The following is a 17090-nucleotide window of genomic DNA, read 5'->3' as shown; positions in this document are numbered from 1 at the left end:
CGCCGCCGGACTTCCGCTGGCGGCCGGGCCTGCTGTGGGCCCGCCGCCAGCGGCACCGAACACTACTTAATACGGGAGGACTGGAGTCCAAATGGCGAACTACACCGCTGCTGATATCAAGGCCCTGCGCGAGCGCACCGGCGCCGGCATGATGGATGTCAAGAAGGCTTTGGACGAGGCCAATGGAGATGCCGAGAAGGCCATTGAGCTGATCCGCATCAAGGGCCTGAAGGGCGCCACCAAGCGTGAGGGCCGTTCCACTGCCGAAGGCCTGGTTGCCGCCAAGGTCATCGACGGAACGGTCGGCGTCATGATCGAGGTCAACTGCGAGACCGACTTCGTCGCCAAGTCCGCCAAGTTCATCGAACTCGCTGACAAGGTACTGGCCGTAGCGGTTGAGTCCGGCGCTGCCGAGCTCGACGCGCTGCTGGCCGCCGACGTCGACGGCAAGCCGCTGGGCGATTTCGTCGTCGAGGAAGGTGCCGTGCTGGGCGAAAAAATCGTCGTCCGCCGGGTTGCCCGGGTCGAGGGCAAGACCGTGGATGCTTACCTGCACAAGACCTCCAAGGACCTGCCGGCACAGGTTGGCGTCCTCTTCGCCGTTGACGGCGAGGGGGCTGCAGCCACCGAGGCAGCACACGACGTCGCCGTGCACAGCGCAGCCTACGCACCGGCCTACCTGACCCGCGAAGAGGTTCCGGCCGAGACGGTGGAGAACGAACGCCGCATCGCCGATGAGACCGCCCGCGCCGAAGGCAAGCCCGAGGCCGCACTGGCCAAGATCGTCGAAGGCCGGCTGAACGGTTTCTTCAAGGAGATCGTGCTGCTGGACCAGCCGTTTGCCAAGGACCCGAAGCAGTCCGTCGGCAAGGTGCTGGAGGCGGCCGGCGTCAACGCCACCGCCATTGCCCGCTTCCGCGTCGGAGCGTAACCTCGGTCGCAACGCTTAGGCGAACTGGCTGATTCAGATGACAAGGGGGTGGTCACCAACCGGTGACCACTCCTTTTTCATGTCCGGATCGGCCGCGCGGCTTCAGCCGTCGGGCAGCCGCGCGGCCACTCACATACTCTTTCCCCAGAACCACGCACGCCGGGAGGCACCATGGAATCCCAGAACACCCAGACCACCGCTGATACCGGGACCAAACGCCGCCGCGTCCTGCTGAAACTTTCGGGCGAAGTCTTCGGCGGGGGGAAGCTGGGCGTGGACCCGGACACAGTCCGGGGCGTCGCCAAGCAGATTGCCGCCACCGTCGGCCAGGTCGAAGTGGCGATCGTCGTGGGCGGCGGCAACTTCTTCCGCGGCGCCGAACTGTCGACGTCGGGCATGGACCGCTCCCGTGCCGATTACATGGGCATGCTCGGGACCGTCATGAACTGCCTGGCCCTCCAGGACTTCCTCGAACAGGCCGGGGTGGACACCCGCGTGCAGAGCGCGATCACCATGGGGCAGATAGCCGAGGCCTACATTCCGCGGCGGGCCATCCGGCACATGGAGAAGGGCCGCGTGGTCATCTTCGGTGCCGGCGCCGGCCTGCCCTATTTCTCCACCGACACGGTCGCTGCCCAGCGCGCGCTCGAGGTGCACGCCGACGTCGTACTCATGGCGAAGAACGGCGTGGACGGCGTCTACACGGCCGACCCGAAGAAAGACCCGGCTGCCGAGAAGCTCGACACCCTGACCTACGACGAAGCGATGCGCCGGAATATCCGCGTGATGGACCAGACCGCCTTCAGCCTGTGCCGCGACAACAAGCTGTCCATGGTGGTCTTCGGGATGGAGGGTGAAGGCAACGTGACCCGTGCGATTCTGGGCGAGCAGATCGGCACCTACGTCACCGCCTGACTGGCGCCGGGCCATCCGCCCGATAGCCTAGGATGGAAAAGAGTCAGGACCGCGGGCACCGCGGAATGAATGAAGGACGTGAAGGAGAGACCGTGATAGACGAGACGCTGCGCGAAGCTGCCGAGAAGATGGACAAGGCAGTCGAAGTGGCCAAGGAAGACTTCGCCACCATCCGCACCGGCCGCGCCAATCCGGCACTGTTCTCCAAGGTCACGGTCGACTACTACGGCACGCCGACCCCGCTGCAGCAGTTGGCGTCCTTCCAGAACCCCGAACCGCGCACCCTGCTGATCACGCCGTACGACAAGTCGGCGCTGAACGATATCGAGAAGGCCCTGCGCGATTCGGATGTGGGCGCCAACCCGGCCAACGACGGCGTGGTGATCCGCGTGGTCCTGCCGGAACTGACCCAGGAACGCCGCAAGGAGTACGTCAAGGTGGTCCGGGGCAAGGCCGAAGACGCCAAGGTCTCCATCCGCAACATCCGCCGCAAGGCCATGGACACCATCGGCAAGCTGGTCAAGGACGGCGACGTCGGCGAGGACGAGGGCAACCGGGCCGAAAAGGAACTGGACGCCAAGACCAAGTCGCACACGGACAACGTGGACGAGCTCCTCAAGCGCAAGGAAGCCGAGCTGCTCGAGGTCTGATGAGTACGGACCAGCCTCAACCCATGGCTGGCGATACGCCGGCTCCGGCGGCTGGTCCGGGACAACGGCCGGCCGAACCCGGACGGCGGGCGTTGCGTGCCGCCGCCAAGCCGTCCCGTGCCGGGCGCAATCTGCCGGCAGCCATCGTCGTCGGGCTCTCGCTGCTCATTGTTGTCCTGGTGGGGCTTTTCCTGCTGCCCGATGCCTTCGTGCTGCTGGTGGCCGGATTCTCTGCCGTCGGCGTGTGGGAGGTTTCCCGCGCCCTGACGGTCAAGAACATCAAGGTGCCGCTGCCGCCGCTGTTCGCCGGTGCCATCGCCATGCCTGTGGCCGCATACTACGGCGGGCCGGAAGGGCTGGCCTTTGCCCTGGTGGCCAGCTGCGTCGCCCTGATGGTCTGGAAGTGCCTGGACAGCACCGACGGCGCGGTCAGCAGTGTGCTCAGCGGCACCTTCATTCTCTGCTGGGTCCCCTTTTTCATCAGCTTCTCCCTGCTGTTGCTGCTGGAGGAATCGGGTGCCCTGAAGGTTGCCACCATGCTGCTGCTGGTGGTCTCCAACGACACCTTCGGCTACCTCATCGGGGTGCTGTTCGGGAAGCACCCGATGGCGCCGAAGATCAGCCCCAAGAAGTCGTGGGAAGGGTTTGCCGGTTCGGTCGGCGGGGCCATCCTGGTCGGTGTCCTGTGTTCGGTGCTGTTGCTGGACCTGCAGTGGTGGTTCGGGCTCGTCCTGGCCGTGGCCACGGTGGCCGCATCCACCGTGGGCGACCTGGCCGAATCGATGGTCAAGAGGGAACTTGGCATCAAGGACATGAGCAACTTCCTGCCGGGCCACGGCGGCGTGATGGACCGGCTGGATTCCATCGTGTTTGCGGCACCGGTGGCTTACGTGTTCGCGTCGCTGCTGGCGCCAGGGGCAGTCTAGGCGCGCGGGCCGTGTTTGACCCGGTGGCGTGCGACGGCCCGCATAGACTGGCACCGTAGACAAGCGGAACGTATTGAAGGAACAGGAACCACAGGACACCATGGCGCGACGAACCATTGATGCCGGCAAGGGCAGTGCCCCGTTCGACCACGTGGACCGGCGGAACTTCGGCTACAACGCACGCCAGGTGGACGACTTCCTCGGCCGGGCCCGGGAGTACTACAACAACCCCGAGCCCGGCGACGCTCCCATCACCAGCCGCGATGTCCGGGCCATGACGTTCGATCCGGCCAAGGGCGGTTACGACCCGCGGGCCGTCGACGCCGCGCTGGACCGGCTGGAGGATGTCTTCGCCCAGCGGGAGCGCGACGCGCTGATCAAGCGCGACGGCGAACAGGCCTGGCTGACCCAGATCGGCCGCGTGTCGGCGATGCTGCGGGCCCGCCTCCACCGGGCTCCCGGCGAACGCTTCCGCCGGCCCACGAAGCGGAACGCCGTCAGCTACAACGTCGAGGATGTCGACGCGCTGTGCGTGGAACTGCTGGGATATTTCGAGCACGACCAGCCGATGAGCGTCGACGTGGTCCGCAGGGCCGTGTTCCGTGAAGCCAAGGGCAAGGACGGCTACGAGGAAAACCAGGTGGACGCGTTCCTGGACCGCGTCGTCGAGTTGATGGCCGCCATCGACTGACCGGGCTGAACCTCGTTCAGTCCGCGTGACCGGACCAGCCGGCCGCATCCAGCGTGTCCGCGCGCTCCGGCGTGTGCAGTCGTGCCATGACCCGGGCGGTGGTGGCCGGCCTGCGCGAAGCGGTAGCCCGGGAAACGGCCACGGTCACCAGGAACGCCGCCGGGACGGTCCACGCCGCCGGCTGCCCCAGCGGCTCGGCCCAGGCTCCCAGCTTCGGGCCCGCCACGGCAGCCGCCAGCAGCGAACCGCCGCAGAGCACGGCCCCCGAAACCATGCCGGCAATGGCGCCGGCATCGGTGAGCCCGCGCCACCAGATGCCCAGCAGCAAGAGCGGGCAAATGGTCGAGGCGGTGAACGCGAAGACCGTGCCCACACTGCCCGCCAACGCCAGCGATTCCGTTCCCAGGGCGATGCCCAGCGGCACGATGGCCGACAGCACCGCGGCCAGCCGGAAGCCCCTGACGCTGCCGCGGAACAGGTCCTGGCTGACCACGCCGGCCAGGGAAACCACCAACCCGGAGGTGGTGGAGAGGAACGCGGCGAAGGCGCCGGCCACCACGCACGCGCTCAGGAGGTCGCCGGCCAAACCCTCCATGATCCGCCCCGGCAGGAGCAGCACCGTGGCATCGGACTGGCCGCCGTCGGCCAGCCGCGGCGTGTGCAGCCTGCCGAGGACGCCGTAGAGGGTGGGGAAGAGGTAAAACAAGGCCAGCAGCCCCAGCACCAGCTGTGTGGTGCGGCGGGCGGCGGCGCCGTCGGGATTGGTGTAAAAACGCACCAGCACGTGCGGCAGCCCCAGGGTCCCGAAAAGCAGGGCGATGATCAGCGAGATATTTCGGTACAGCGATGCATCGCCGACGACGTCCAGCGACGGGTCGAAGGCCGCGCCGCCGCCGGTGGCCGATTGGCCCGACCCGGCGAGGACCAGCAGGATGAACACCACCGGGATGGCCAGGGCCGTGAGCTTGAGCCAGTACTGGAAGGCCTGCACAAAGGTGATGGAGCGCATGCCGCCGGTGACCACGGACAGCACCACCACGACGACGACGGTAAGGGCGCCTGCCCAGCCCGGCAGGCCCGTGGCGATGCGCACGGTGAGGGCGGCCCCGTGCAGCTGCGGGACAATGTACAGCCAGCCGACCGCTATCACCAGCAGGCTGGTGACGCGGCGGGCGGCGGCGGAATCGAGCCGGGCCGCGGCGAAGTCGGGGATCGTGTAGGCGCCGGAGCGGCGCAGCGGGGCCGCCACGAACAGCAGGAGCATCAGATAGCCGGCGGTATAGCCGACGGGAAACCAGAGCGCGTCGATGCCCGAGACCAGGATCAGCCCTGCCACGCCCAGGAAGCTTGCGGCGGAGAGGTATTCGCCGCCGATGGCCGACGCATTCCACCACGGCTTGACCGTCCGCGAGGCCACGTAGAAATCACCGGTGGTGCGCGAAATCCGCAGCCCGTAAATGCCGATCAGCACGGTGGCGGCACAGACGGCGGCCACCGCCGCCAGCCCGGTGGCCGCGTTCACTGCTTCGTCCCCGGATCGATCCAGTCGGCCGTCAGCTCGCGGAACCGGCGCTCGTTGCGGGCCGCCGCGCGGTTGTACAGCACGGCGCACGCCAGGATGATCGGGTAGATCCCGATGCCCAGCAGTAGCCAGGGGAGCGGGACGGTGAAAACGGTCAGCGTGCCCGCGAACGGCACCAGCGCGATCAGTACTGCCATGCCCAGCAGGATCAGCCCGAAGCCGGCCGCCACCACGAGGGCCAGGCGCAACTGGGAGCGGACCAGGGACCGGACGAAGAGTTCGCCGACCTCGGACTGCTCGGCCACTTCGCGGGAGAAGGTGTAGCCCCCCGATGGACGGGGCGCAGCCGAACGCGGCGCGGTGACGCGGACCCGCTCCCGGAATCCGGCCGACGGGACCTGCGCATCGCCGTCGGGAAGCGGTGCGCCGCCGTCGGAAAAGCGGGGAACCTCGCGGCGGCCCGGACCGCTGCTCATCCGCGTGGCCTCACCCGCGTGGCCTCCAGCCTGTCGCGGACGCCGGGCAGATGCCGCCGGCTGACGGGCAGTTCGGCGCCGCCGACCAGGAGGCTGGCCCTGCCGGCGCTGGTCCGCATCTGCTGGACCTGGTCCATCGCCACAAGGTAGGAACGGTGGATCCGGAGGTAGCCGGCGTCCGCCCACTGGCGCTCCAGGTCATTGAGCGGCACCCGGATCAGGTAGCTCGCATCGGCCGTGTGCAGCCGGGCGTAATCGCCTTGGGCCTGCACGTACTGAATCTCGTCGCGCCGGATCATCTTGGTAATGCCGCCCTGGTCAACGGTGACGACTTCCGGCTTCGCCGCACCGCCGTCTTCCATCAGTTCGCAAATCCGGCGCACCGATTCCGCCAGCCGGTCTGCCCGCACGGGCTTGAGCAGGTAGTCCACTGCGGCCAGTTCGAAGGCCTGCAGCGCCTTGTCTTCATCGGCGGTGACGAAGACGACCGCGGGCGGGCGGCTGAAACGGGAAATGACCTTGGCGATGTCCAGCCCCGTCAAAGCCGGCATGTGGATGTCCAGGAAGAGCGCGTCCACGTCGTGGCGCTCCAAGGCACGCAGGGCTTCGGCGCCGCTGGTGGCTTTGTGGACTTCCCCGATCCGGGAATCCCGGGCGAGCAGGTACGCCAGGGCCTCGACGGCGGGGGCTTCGTCATCGGCGACAACCACATTGACCATGGCCCACAGTCTATTAGGTACCCGGGACGGAGCTCCGCGCCGGCCGCTTTAGTCCACGCGGTTGCCGGGCTGGAACTTGGGCACCCGCAGCGTGACCAGCGTGCCCGCACCGGGCGCCGTGTCCACCACCAGGCCGTGTTCCTCGCCGTAGACCTGCCGCAGCCTCACGTCCACATTGCGCAAGCCCACATGATCGCCTTCGGTGCGGCCGGCCAGAACGGTGCGCAGCCGCTCCGGATCCATGCCCACGCCGTCGTCTTCAATGGTGACCACGGCGTAGGCGCCGGCGTCGTGGGCGGTGATGGTGATCTGTCCCGGGCCTTCCTTGGCTTCCAGCCCATGGCGCACCGCGTTCTCCACCAACGGCTGCAGGGAGAGGAACGGGATGACGGTGCTGAGGACTTCAGGGCCGATCTGCAGGCTGACCTTGAGCCGGTCGCCGAACCGGGCACGCTCCAGCAGCAGGTAGCGGTCGATCGACTTCAGTTCCTCCGCCAGGGTGGTGAAGTCTCCGTGCCGCCGGAAGGAGTAGCGGGTGAAGTCGGCGAACTCGATCACCAGTTCCCGTGCCCGCGCCGGGTCGGTGAGGATGTAGGAGGCGATGGCGTTCAAGGCGTTGTAGATGAAGTGCGGGCTGATCTGTGCCCGAAGCGCCCGCACTTCGGCTTCCATCAGCAACGTCCGGGAGGTGTCCAGCTCGGCCAGTTCGATCTGCGTGGCCACCCAGGCCGCGACCTCGTTGGTGGCCCGCACGAGCGAAGCCGCCACGTGTCCGGTGTAGGCGCCGACGGTGCCGACCACCCGGTCCTGGACCCGGATCGGGGCGAAGACCGCTTCCGTCAGGCCGCCGTCCCGGGCGGCGGCCACCTGCGGGACCAGGCCGTCCGGCAGCAACTGGTTACCGCGGAAGACCTGGGTGCGGCCCGATCCGATGGTCTTGCCGGCCAGGCGCAGGGCCGACTCCGGCGGCTGGCCGGATCCGTCCCAGCCGAGCACATCGTCCAGCCCGGTCAACACCAACACCTCGGAGCCCAGCAGGCCGCGCAGGTGCTTGCTCGCCTTGCCCGCGCCGGCCGGCGTCAGCCCGGAGCGCAGGTACTGGCCCGCGAGCCCCGCGGTGTGCAGCGTGGCGTAGGTTGCGCGGTCGGCCTCGGAGCCCAGGTCCCGGTAGGAGCGGGTCAGTTTAAAGCCCACCAGCGCGATCACCGCCACCGCCACCACGGCCAGGGCGGCGATGAGCGCGATGTCCACGGCGGGGCTGAGCATGCCCTCAAGCCTAGCCGCAGGGCCGAACGGCCGAATGCAGCTCGGCGCAGGGGAGCGCCGTTCACCGCAGCCGGTGGACCGTTGGGCGATGTGACCCGCCCGGCTGCTGGCCACCGGGACCGCGGGCTAGCAGAGTGATCGCAGTCACACCCTGCGTGTGTCCGATGAGGAGGAAAAGATGGGTAACGACCCCAACCCGGACGCCGGCACCGCCGCGTCCGTGGACTTCCAGGTGGTCCAGAGCAGTCCGGAGTTCACCGAACTGCGCAAGCGCCACCGCTCGTTTGTGTTCCCGATGGCAGTGGCCTTCCTGCTGTGGTACTTCGCCTATGTGCTGCTGGCCGACTATGCGCACGCATTCATGTCCACCAAGCTATGGGGCAACATCAACGTCGGCTTGGTGCTGGGCCTGCTGCAGTTCGTGAGCACCTTCGCCATCACCACCTGGTACGTCCGCTACGCGAACAAGAAGCTGGACCCGATCGCCACTGACATCCGCCACAGCCTCGAAAACGAGGGCGTCGGCCTACCGGAGGACACCAAATGAGGCACGCCGTGAACATTCCGCTGGCCGTCACGGCGGACGACATCAAGGATTCCACCTGGATCAACATCCTGATCTTCGCCCTGTTCGTCGGCGTGACCCTGGTGGTGGTGCTGCGGGCCAGCCGGAACAACAAGACCGCGGCCGACTACTATGCGGCGGGCCGGTCCTTCAGCGGCGGCCAGAACGGCACCGCCATTGCCGGCGACTACCTCTCGGCGGCGTCGTTCCTGGGCATCTGCGGCGCGATCGCGATCAACGGGTACGACGGCTTCCTGTACTCGATCGGCTTCCTGGTGGCCTGGCTGGTGGCCCTGCTGCTGGTGGCCGAGCTGTTGCGCAACACCGGCAAGTTCACCATGGCCGATGTACTGTCCTTCCGGCTGCGGCAGCGCCCGGTGCGGATCGCCGCGGCCATCACCACGCTGGCCGTGTGCTTCTTCTACCTGCTGGCGCAGATGGCCGGAGCCGGCGCCCTGGTCTCGCTGCTGATCGGCATTGACTCCAGGCTGGGACAGTCCCTGGTGATCACCGTCGTCGGCGCACTGATGATCCTCTACGTCCTGGTTGGCGGCATGAAGGGCACCACCTGGGTCCAGATCATCAAGGCTTGCCTGCTGATCGCCGGTGCGTTCATCATGACCGTGTGGGTGCTGGCACTGCACGGCTTTAACCTTTCCGAGCTGCTGGGCGCCGCGGTGGAAACCGCCGGCAACCCCGAGCTGCTCAACCCGGGCCTGCAGTACGGTGTCTCGGAGGCGTCCAAGCTGGACTTCATCTCGCTGGCGCTGGCCCTGGTGCTGGGCACCGCGGCCCTGCCGCACGTGCTGATGCGCTTCTACACCGTGCCCACGGCCAAGGAGGCCCGCCGGTCCGTGGTCTGGGCCATCTGGCTGATCGGCGCGTTCTACCTGTTCACCCTGGTGCTGGGCTACGGCGCCGCGGCGCTGATTGGTCCGGAAGCCATCAAGAGCGCTCCGGGCGGGGTCAACTCCGCCGCGCCGCTGCTGGCCTTCGCGCTCGGCGGTCCGGTGCTGCTCGGGTTGATCTCCGCGGTGGCATTCGCCACCATCCTGGCGGTGGTGGCCGGCCTGACCATCACCGCGGCCGCCTCCTTCGCGCACGATATCTACGCGAACGTGGTGCGCAAGGGACAGGTCGACTCGGCCGGCGAGGTCAAGGTGGCCCGCCGCACCGTGGTGGTCATCGGCGTCGTCTCGATCCTCGGTGGCATCGGCGCGCAGGGCCAGAACGTGGCCTTCCTGGTGGCGCTGGCCTTCGCGGTGGCCGCGTCGGCCAACCTGCCCACCATTGTCTACTCGCTGTTCTGGAAGCGCTTCACCACCCAGGGTGCGGTGTGGAGCATGTACGGCGGCCTCGGCGCGGCCATCGTCCTGATCGTGTTCTCCCCGGTGGTCTCCGGAAAGGAGACGTCGATGATCCCCAGCGCGGACTTCGCCATCTTCGGACTGAACAACCCGGGCATCGTCTCCATCCCGCTGGCGTTCTTCCTGGGCTGGCTGGGTACCGTGCTGGACAAGAACCGCGAGGACGCGTCCAAGCAGGCCGAGATGGAGGTCCGCTCGCTCACCGGCGTCGGCGCGGAGAAGGCGACGGTCCACTGATGCGACGACGGCGGCGCGCGCCTGAAACGCGCCGCCTCGGATAGCACTGCGGGCCCGGCGGATGGATGCCGGGCCCGCAGCCATTCGGGCGCGCGGGGATCAGCGGGCGGCGTGAGCCAGGCGCACGGGTTCGGAAACGATCTTCCCGTCCCGGGTGCTGAGCCCGGGCAGCAGTTCCGGGCGTCGTTTGGCCGCGGCATCGAACCCCTCGCCGGCAATGAGTTTAACGTAGGGGAGCGTGGCGTTGGTCAGCGCGTAGGTCGAGGTGCGCGGCACCGCTCCAGGCATATTGGCCACACAGTAGAAAACCGTGTCGTGGACCTTAAACGTGGGGTCGGCGTGGGTGGTCGGCCGGGAATCTTCGAAGCAGCCGCCCTGGTCAATGGAGATGTCCACCAGGACGGCGCCCGGCCGCATCCGGCTGACCATCTCATTCGTGACCAGTTTCGGCGCCCTGGCCCCGGGAATCAGCACCGCCCCGATCACCAGGTCTGCCGCCAGGACCGCCTGGCGCAGTTCCAGCGCGTTGCTGGCCAACGTGGCCACCCGGCCCTGGTATTGGTCATCGAGCCGCTGCAGCCGGCGCACGTCGGTGTCCAGCACGGTGACGTTGGCCCGCATGCCCACCGCCATGGACACTGCGTTGGCCCCTGCCACTCCCGCGCCGATCACGACGACGTCGGCATGCCGGGTGCCGGGGACGCCGCCCATCAGCACGCCGCGCCCGCCCAGCGGCTGCATCAGGGAGTACGCCCCAACCTGGGCGGCGAGCCGGCCGGCGACTTCGGACATCGGGGCCAGCAAGGGCAGCGACCTGTCCGGCAGCTGCACGGTTTCATAGGCGATCGCGGTGGTGCCGCGGGAGCACAGTTCCTGGGTGAGGGTGGCGTCGGCGGCCAGGTGCAGGTAGGTGAACAGGGTCAGGTCGCTGCGCAGCCGGTGGTATTCCTCTGCCACCGGTTCTTTCACCTTCAGGACCAGCTCCGCTTGCTCCCAGACGGCGTCGGCCGAATCCATGATCCTCGCGCCGGCCGCCGAGTAATCGCCGTCGGTGATGGAGGAGCCGAGGCCGGCGCCGGTCTCCACCAGTACCTGATGGCCGGCGGCGCTCAATTCATGGACGCCGGGCGGCGTGATGGCCACCCGGGACTCGTTGTTCTTGACCTCGCGTGGCACTCCAATGCGCATGGACGCCGTCCCTTCTGGTCGGACGCCGGCTGGCGGTCCGGTCCCCGGACCCCGGCCAGCGGTACGGGGCCTGCCCGATGCACCCGAGCTTACAGCTAGCCGGCTGCCCGGACCCCGCGGGAGAGCAGCGGTTCGATCCGGAACGGGATCAGTTCGTGCATGGCCAGCGACGTGTCGGTCCGCTCCACGCCGTCGATCGCCAGGATCTTGCCGTTGACGCGGAACAGGTCCTCGGCGCCCTCGGAGACGACGCGGGCCAGGATGTCCGCTTGGCCGGTGATGCCAATGGCTTCGAGTACCTCCGGGATGCGGGCCAGTTCGTCGGTGATTTGTTGCAGTTTCGGCTGGTGCACGTGGATGTGGATGAAGGCCGCCAGCGGATAGCCCACGGCGGCAGGATTGATCCGCCGGTCAAAGGAGAGGAACACGTGGTCCCTTTCGAGGCGGGCCATGCGCGCCTGCACCGTGTTGCGCGACAGGCCCAAAATCTGCGCCAGGGCCACCACTGTCCGCCGCGGATCTTGCGCCAAGGCTCCCAGCAACCGCAGGTCGGTGCCGTCCAAATTCCGCATAGTGCGCAGACTAGCACGCCCGGCACCGCCCCGGCAGGGCATTCTGCTCAACTTTTTTCCGGATCATTGCGCGACTTGCGGGATGTGAGTAGTGTCACAATCAACCGCGGGCAAAGGTGCAGGCGGTGCTGTCCGGCGCCGAGAGGTCCACAAGACCTTCCCGGCCCTGAAGACGCAAAGGGAGTGTCGCAAGTGTTCTTACCAGGCACGGACCCGGCCGGTCCGCTCAACCAGGAAAGCTACATCCAACTGCTCGCGCCGGACGGTACGCGGGTCCCCAACGGGGAGTTCGACCCCTGGCTGGAGGATATCGACGGCGACCGTCTCGCCGGTCTCTACCAGGACATGGTGGTGGTCCGCCGCCTGGACCAGGAAGCCACCGCCTTGCAGCGGCAGGGAGAGCTCGCCTTGTGGCCGCCGCTGCTGGGGCAGGAGGCGGCCCAGATCGGTTCCGGCCGCGCCCTGCGCAAGGACGACTTCGTCTTTTCCAGCTACCGGGAAAACGGCGTCGCCTACTGCCGCGGCGTGGACCTGACCGACATGATCCGCGTCTGGCGCGGCAACAGGCCCTCCGGTTGGGACCCTTACGAAATCAACATGGCCACCCCGCAGGTCATCATCGGGGCTCAAACGCTGCACGCCACCGGCTACGCCATGGCGGTGAAGTTCGACGGCGACGATGCGGTGGCGGTGACGTATTTCGGCGACGGCGCCACTAGCCAGGGCGACGTGAACGAGGCCATGGTGTTTGCCGCCAGCTTCCAGGCACCGGTGATCTTCTTCTGCCAGAACAACCAGTGGGCGATCTCCGAACCGGTGACCCTTCAGGCACAAGGCAAACTGTCCGAGCGTGCACCCGGATTCGGCATTCCCAGTTATCGCGTGGACGGCAACGATGTTCTGGCCTGCCTGGCCGTGACCCGCAGGGCGTTGGAGCATGCGCGCAGCGGCGGCGGCCCGTCCTTTATTGAAGCGGTCACCTACCGGATGGGACCGCATACGACCGCCGACGATCCCACCCGCTATCGCGATGCCAACGAGCTGGAGGACTGGAAGAGCCGGGATCCGATCGACCGGCTGGCCGCCCTCCTGGCCGCCGAGGGCCTGTTGGACGAGGGGCTGCAAAAGCGGGTCCGGGACGCGGCCGACCAGGCCGCAGCCGAGATGCGCGCCGGTTGCACGACGATGGCCGACCCTGCCGACTTGGAACTGTTCGAGAACGTCTACGTGGCGCCGCACTCCGTGCTGGCAGAACAGCGCGCGCACTACGAGCGCTATCTTGATTCGTTCGACGCTGCCGAGGGAGGCCGCTGATGACCACCATGACGTTTGGACGCGCCATCAACACCGGGCTACGCAAGGCCCTGGAGAATGACCCCAGGGTGGTGATTATCGGCGAGGACATTGGAGCCTTGGGCGGGGTGTTCCGCATTACCGACGAACTGCAAAAGGACTTCGGCGCCCACCGGGTGATCGACGCCCCGCTGGCAGAGTCCGCGATCCTGGGCACCGCCGTCGGCATGGCCTACCGGGGGTACCGGCCGGTTTGCGAGATCCAGTTCGACGGTTTCATCTACCCGGCGTTCGACCAGATCGTCAGCCAGGTGGCCAAGCTGCACTACCGCACCCGCGGCCGGGTGAAGATGCCGCTGACCATTCGGGTGCCCTTCGGCGGCGGCATCGGCGCCGCCGAACACCACTCGGAATCGCCGGAGGCGTATTTCACCCACACCTCCGGGTTGCGGGTGGTGGCAGTGTCGAACCCGCAGGACGCCTGCACGATGATCCAGCAGGCCATCGCCGCCGACGATCCGGTGGTCTACTTCGAACCCAAACGGCGCTACCACACCAAGGGCGAGGTGGACGAGAATGCGCTGGAGTCCGCGCTGCCGATGGGCAGCGCACGGGTGGAGGTGCCCGGATCCGATGTGACCCTGGTGACCTACGGTGCGCTGGTCCAGACGGCGCGGGAAGCGGCCCAGGCCGCCGAGGACGACGGCGTGTCGGTGGAAGTCATTGATCTGCGCTCGCTGTCGCCGCTGGACTTTCCCACCGTGGAGGCCTCGGTGCGCAAGACCGGCCGCCTGGTGATCACGCACGAGGCGGCCCGGACCGGCGGGCTCGGCGCGGAGATCGCGGCCAGCCTGACCGAACGCTGTTTCTATCATCTGGAACACGCTCCCGTGCGGATTACAGGGATGGACATCCCGTACCCTCCGGCCAAGATGGAGCGGCATCACCTGCCGGATCTGGACCGCATCCTGGACGGTGTGGACCGAGTGCTCGGCAGGCCCAACTCGCTGACCGGACTGGAGGACTGAATCCGTGGGGATCAAGGTATTCAAATTGCCGGACCTGGGCGAGGGGCTCACCGAGTCGGAGATCGTTAGCTGGAACGTGGCCGAGGGCGATGCGGTCCAGCTCAACCAGATCCTGGGCGAGGTGGAAACTGCCAAGGCCGTGGTCGAGCTGCCCTCGCCGTTCTCCGGGGTGGTCCGCACCCTGCATGAAGTGCCCGGCACCACCGTCAGCGTGGGCGAGCCAATCGTCTCCATCGAGGTGGAAGACGCGGGAGACGACGGCGTGAAGGCGGCCGGAAAACCGCCGGAGCCGCGCCGCGAGGCGAACCTGGTGGGGTACGGTGCGGCGGCCGAGGGGAACGGCCGGCCGGCCCGGCGCCGACGCAAGACCGGCGGGGCGGCGTTCGCCACGGCGGTCCCGGCAGCGCTCCCGGCGACCCTGACACAACGCGCAGCGGACGCGGAGCGCGCCGGAACCGCGGATGTTCACGCCGCCGGCCGGCCGGCCGGCGCGCCCGACGAGGCCCCGGCCGAACCGTCCGGGAAGATCCCGGAGCGGCCACGCGCAACCCCGCCGGTCCGGAAGCTGGCCAAGGACCTCGGCGTCGATCTGGCACAGGTGGCCGGGACCGGGGAACGGGGCCTGATCACCCGCGACGACGTCCGGGCCTTCCACGAGGCGGCAGCGGCCCCGGCCGTTGCGGCCGGGGGTGCCGTGCCCGGAACGGCCGTCGGCTGGCTCGGTGGCGCCGCCGGGGCGGAGACGCGGATCCCGGTCAAGGGCGTTCGCAAACACACCGCCGCAGCCATGGTGGCCAGTGCTTTCACCGCCCCGCATGCTTCGTCGTTCCTCACCGTCGACGCCACGGAGAGCATGGAACTGATCCGGCGGCTCAAGGCGGGCAAGGCGTTCGCCGGGCTGAAACTCACGCCCCTGACCATCACTGCCAAGGCGCTGTGCCTGGCGCTGGAGCGCCGCCCCGAGCTGAACTCCCGCTGGGACGGGGACGCCGGCGAGATCGTGCAGCAGAACTACGTGAATCTTGGCATCGCCGCGGCGACCCCGCGCGGACTGACGGTGCCGAACATCAAGGATGCGCACCGGATGGACCTGCGCCGGCTGGCCGAGGCCCTGGGGGAGCTGGCCGAGACGGCACGGGCCGGCAGGACCGCCCCGTCCGAACTGCGCGGGGGAACCATCTCCATCACCAACATCGGGGTGTTCGGCATCGACGCCGGAACGCCGATCCTGAACCCGGGGGAGTCGGCCATCCTGGCCCTCGGCGCGGTGCGGCGGCAGCCGTGGGAATACCGGGGGGAGGTGGCGCTGCGCGATGTGGTGACGCTCAGCCTGTCCTTCGATCACCGCGTGGTGGACGGAGAGCAGGCGGGACGCTTCCTCGCCGACATCGGCACCATCCTGTCGGACCCGGCCATGGTGCTGGCCATGGTGTGATGCCGGCGGGGAGGCGGCTTTAGGCCAGTTCGAGGATCTCCTCGGTAACCACGGCGCCGCGGGCATTGGCGAAGCCCTGGGCCTCACCGACGGTCCGGAAGCCGAGCTTGTGCAGGACCTTGACCGAGCCAAGGTTGTCCTTGACCACCCGCGCGCGGATGGGGCGCGCGGTGAATTCCCGCAAGAAGGCCTCGACGGCCGCGGTGGTGACCCCCTTGCCCCACTGCGACTTCGCGGTCCAGTAGCTCAGTTCCGGGTACCCCTCGTTCGGGTAGGCCAGTACGCTGCCCACCACCTCGCCGTCGACGGTGACGGTGCGCACGGTGATGGTCTCGTCGTCGAGCAGGCTCTGCCAGTGAAGATCGAACACGCCGCGGTCAGACGGATTCCGGGCGGCGAATGCCGCCATATGGTTGGCGTCGGGATCCTGCTGGTACTCGAAGAACTCGTCGAGGTCGGCAGGTTCTACAGGACGAAGCTCAATCACAGCAGACCTTTCGGCTAGTTGGTGTCTGATACACCCTACTCGGCTTTCAATGCGGCCCAGGCCATTTGTTCCAGCAGATTGCGGCGCCAGGCTTCCCGCGGCTGCCGGCTCCGGTGGGTCGAATGCGGCGTGGAGTTGATCAGTCCGAAGACGGCGTGCGCGCGGACCCGCAGCTGCGCTGCATCGGCCTCGGGCAGCAGCCGTGCCAGCACGGAAACCCACACCTCCACGTAGGTGCGCTGCAGCGTCCGGACCAACGCCGAGTCCTCGGCGGGCAGGCTGTCCAGGTCCCGGTCGTGGACGCGGATGACGTCGGGATGCTTCAAGGCGAAGTCCACGTGGAAGGCGACCAATCCCCGGAGTGCCTCCTCGGCGTCCTGCTTGCCTGCCGCCACGTCCTGACCGCCGTCGAGCAGGTCCTGGCTGACGCCCGTGAGCAGCGCCGCCAGCACCGCATGCTTGCTGTCGAAATGCCGGTAGACGGCCGGGCCGCTGACGCCGGCCGCCGAGCCGAGGTCTTCGATGGAAACGCCGTTGAAGCCGCGCTCGGCGAAGAGGCGGGCGGCAGCGTCCAGCAGTGCGGCCCTGCGGGTCGCCTTGGCCAGGCTCCGGCCGGTCTGGCGCGTCGCGGCGGCGGCATGCGGTGCTGACATGGATCGGTTCCCTCGCGCAGATGCTGAATAAGTGCTGGACAAGACAGTTAGCGGCCACTAGCCTGATTTCAGTTAGTACAGACTAACCAAAATGCGTCCTGCAGGCCAGTTGCTCCCCAGCGGTGGGCGGCGAATTGCGGACGCGCGACGGCTTCGGCCAGGAAGGTGT

18 protein-coding genes are annotated in these 17090 nt (G+C 68.0%); 10 read left to right on the top strand and 8 right to left on the bottom strand.

The genetic code is table 11. The annotated features are described in order from the left end of the window. Positions 1-91: 91 nt before the first annotated feature. From tsf to AC5RV3_RS15095, 5 genes are all read left to right on the top strand, one after another. Positions 92-931: a translation elongation factor Ts gene (tsf, locus tag AC5RV3_RS15115; protein ID WP_494111394.1), complete on the top strand. Its 840-nt coding sequence runs from the start codon at positions 92-94 to the stop codon at positions 929-931. 171 nt (positions 932-1102) lie between these two features. Then, positions 1103-1846 (top strand): UMP kinase, encoded by a 744-nt coding sequence (gene pyrH, locus AC5RV3_RS15110; RefSeq protein ID WP_494122824.1) that lies wholly within the window; start codon positions 1103-1105, stop codon positions 1844-1846. A gap of 92 nt (positions 1847-1938) precedes the next feature. Further along, positions 1939-2496, top strand: coding sequence for a ribosome recycling factor (frr, locus tag AC5RV3_RS15105; RefSeq protein ID WP_494111393.1), 558 nt, complete (start codon positions 1939-1941; stop codon positions 2494-2496). Between the two features lie 23 nt (positions 2497-2519). Then, entirely contained in the window at positions 2520-3422 is a 903-nt protein-coding gene (locus tag AC5RV3_RS15100; protein WP_494111392.1) for a phosphatidate cytidylyltransferase, read from the top strand. Between the two features lie 100 nt (positions 3423-3522). Continuing rightward, positions 3523-4113 carry a DivIVA domain-containing protein gene (locus AC5RV3_RS15095; protein WP_494111391.1) on the top strand — a complete coding sequence of 197 codons (591 nt, stop codon included), beginning with the start codon at positions 3523-3525 and terminating at the stop codon, positions 4111-4113. A gap of 16 nt (positions 4114-4129) precedes the next feature. Here the strand turns inward: AC5RV3_RS15095 and AC5RV3_RS15090 are convergent, their stop codons facing one another. From AC5RV3_RS15090 to AC5RV3_RS15075, 4 genes are read right to left on the bottom strand one after another with little or no spacing between them, the layout of a single operon-like run. Further along, positions 4130-5635 carry a sodium/solute symporter gene (locus AC5RV3_RS15090; RefSeq protein WP_494122823.1) on the bottom strand — a complete coding sequence of 502 codons (1506 nt, stop codon included), beginning with the start codon at positions 5633-5635 and terminating at the stop codon, positions 4130-4132. Continuing rightward, the gene (locus AC5RV3_RS15085) at positions 5632-6111 is read right to left on the bottom strand and encodes a hypothetical protein (protein ID WP_494122822.1); all 480 of its coding nucleotides are present in this window, start codon (positions 6109-6111) and stop codon (positions 5632-5634) included. Before AC5RV3_RS15085 ends, AC5RV3_RS15090 begins: the two co-directional genes overlap by 4 nt. Continuing rightward, positions 6108-6830 carry a LytR/AlgR family response regulator transcription factor gene (locus AC5RV3_RS15080; protein WP_494111388.1) on the bottom strand — a complete coding sequence of 241 codons (723 nt, stop codon included), beginning with the start codon at positions 6828-6830 and terminating at the stop codon, positions 6108-6110. Before AC5RV3_RS15080 ends, AC5RV3_RS15085 begins: the two co-directional genes overlap by 4 nt. Before the next feature lie 48 nt (positions 6831-6878). Continuing rightward, entirely contained in the window at positions 6879-8096 is a 1218-nt protein-coding gene (locus AC5RV3_RS15075; protein WP_494122821.1) for a sensor histidine kinase, read from the bottom strand. Between the two features lie 178 nt (positions 8097-8274). Between AC5RV3_RS15075 and AC5RV3_RS15070 the strand changes: the two genes are divergently transcribed. Further along, entirely contained in the window at positions 8275-8643 is a 369-nt protein-coding gene (locus tag AC5RV3_RS15070) for a DUF485 domain-containing protein (RefSeq protein ID WP_494122820.1), read from the top strand. Next, entirely contained in the window at positions 8640-10265 is a 1626-nt protein-coding gene (locus tag AC5RV3_RS15065) for a monocarboxylic acid transporter (RefSeq protein WP_494111385.1), read from the top strand. Before AC5RV3_RS15070 ends, AC5RV3_RS15065 begins: the two co-directional genes overlap by 4 nt. 99 nt (positions 10266-10364) lie before the next feature. Here AC5RV3_RS15065 and ald read toward each other — a convergent pair whose 3' ends face one another. Together ald and AC5RV3_RS15055 are read right to left on the bottom strand one after the other, a co-directional pair. Continuing rightward, positions 10365-11453 carry an alanine dehydrogenase gene (gene ald / locus AC5RV3_RS15060; RefSeq protein WP_494122819.1) on the bottom strand — a complete coding sequence of 363 codons (1089 nt, stop codon included), beginning with the start codon at positions 11451-11453 and terminating at the stop codon, positions 10365-10367. 95 nt (positions 11454-11548) lie between these two features. Beyond that, complete coding sequence (locus AC5RV3_RS15055; protein ID WP_494122818.1) at positions 11549-12025, bottom strand: Lrp/AsnC family transcriptional regulator; 477 nt, start codon at positions 12023-12025, stop codon at positions 11549-11551. A gap of 192 nt (positions 12026-12217) precedes the next feature. Here AC5RV3_RS15055 and pdhA point away from each other — a divergent pair, with 192 nt between their 5' ends. From pdhA to AC5RV3_RS15040, 3 genes are read left to right on the top strand one after another with little or no spacing between them, the layout of a single operon-like run. Further along, positions 12218-13339, top strand: coding sequence for a pyruvate dehydrogenase (acetyl-transferring) E1 component subunit alpha (pdhA, locus tag AC5RV3_RS15050; RefSeq protein ID WP_494122817.1), 1122 nt, complete (start codon positions 12218-12220; stop codon positions 13337-13339). Further along, the gene (locus tag AC5RV3_RS15045; RefSeq protein WP_494122816.1) at positions 13339-14346 is read left to right on the top strand and encodes an alpha-ketoacid dehydrogenase subunit beta; all 1008 of its coding nucleotides are present in this window, start codon (positions 13339-13341) and stop codon (positions 14344-14346) included. Before pdhA ends, AC5RV3_RS15045 begins: the two co-directional genes overlap by 1 nt. 4 nt (positions 14347-14350) lie before the next feature. Next, positions 14351-15781: a dihydrolipoamide acetyltransferase family protein gene (locus AC5RV3_RS15040; RefSeq protein WP_494122815.1), complete on the top strand. Its 1431-nt coding sequence runs from the start codon at positions 14351-14353 to the stop codon at positions 15779-15781. Positions 15782-15800: 19 nt separating this feature from the next. Here the strand turns inward: AC5RV3_RS15040 and AC5RV3_RS15035 are convergent, their stop codons facing one another. Beyond that, complete coding sequence (locus tag AC5RV3_RS15035) at positions 15801-16268, bottom strand: GNAT family N-acetyltransferase (protein WP_494107947.1); 468 nt, start codon at positions 16266-16268, stop codon at positions 15801-15803. 35 nt (positions 16269-16303) lie between these two features. Continuing rightward, positions 16304-16921 carry an SACE_7040 family transcriptional regulator gene (locus AC5RV3_RS15030; RefSeq protein ID WP_494111379.1) on the bottom strand — a complete coding sequence of 206 codons (618 nt, stop codon included), beginning with the start codon at positions 16919-16921 and terminating at the stop codon, positions 16304-16306. Between the last annotated feature and the right edge of the window lie 169 nt (positions 16922-17090).

Source organism: Arthrobacter sp. Y3221114 (genome assembly GCF_059092625.1).
This window is presented reverse-complemented; position numbering and strand designations above follow the sequence as displayed.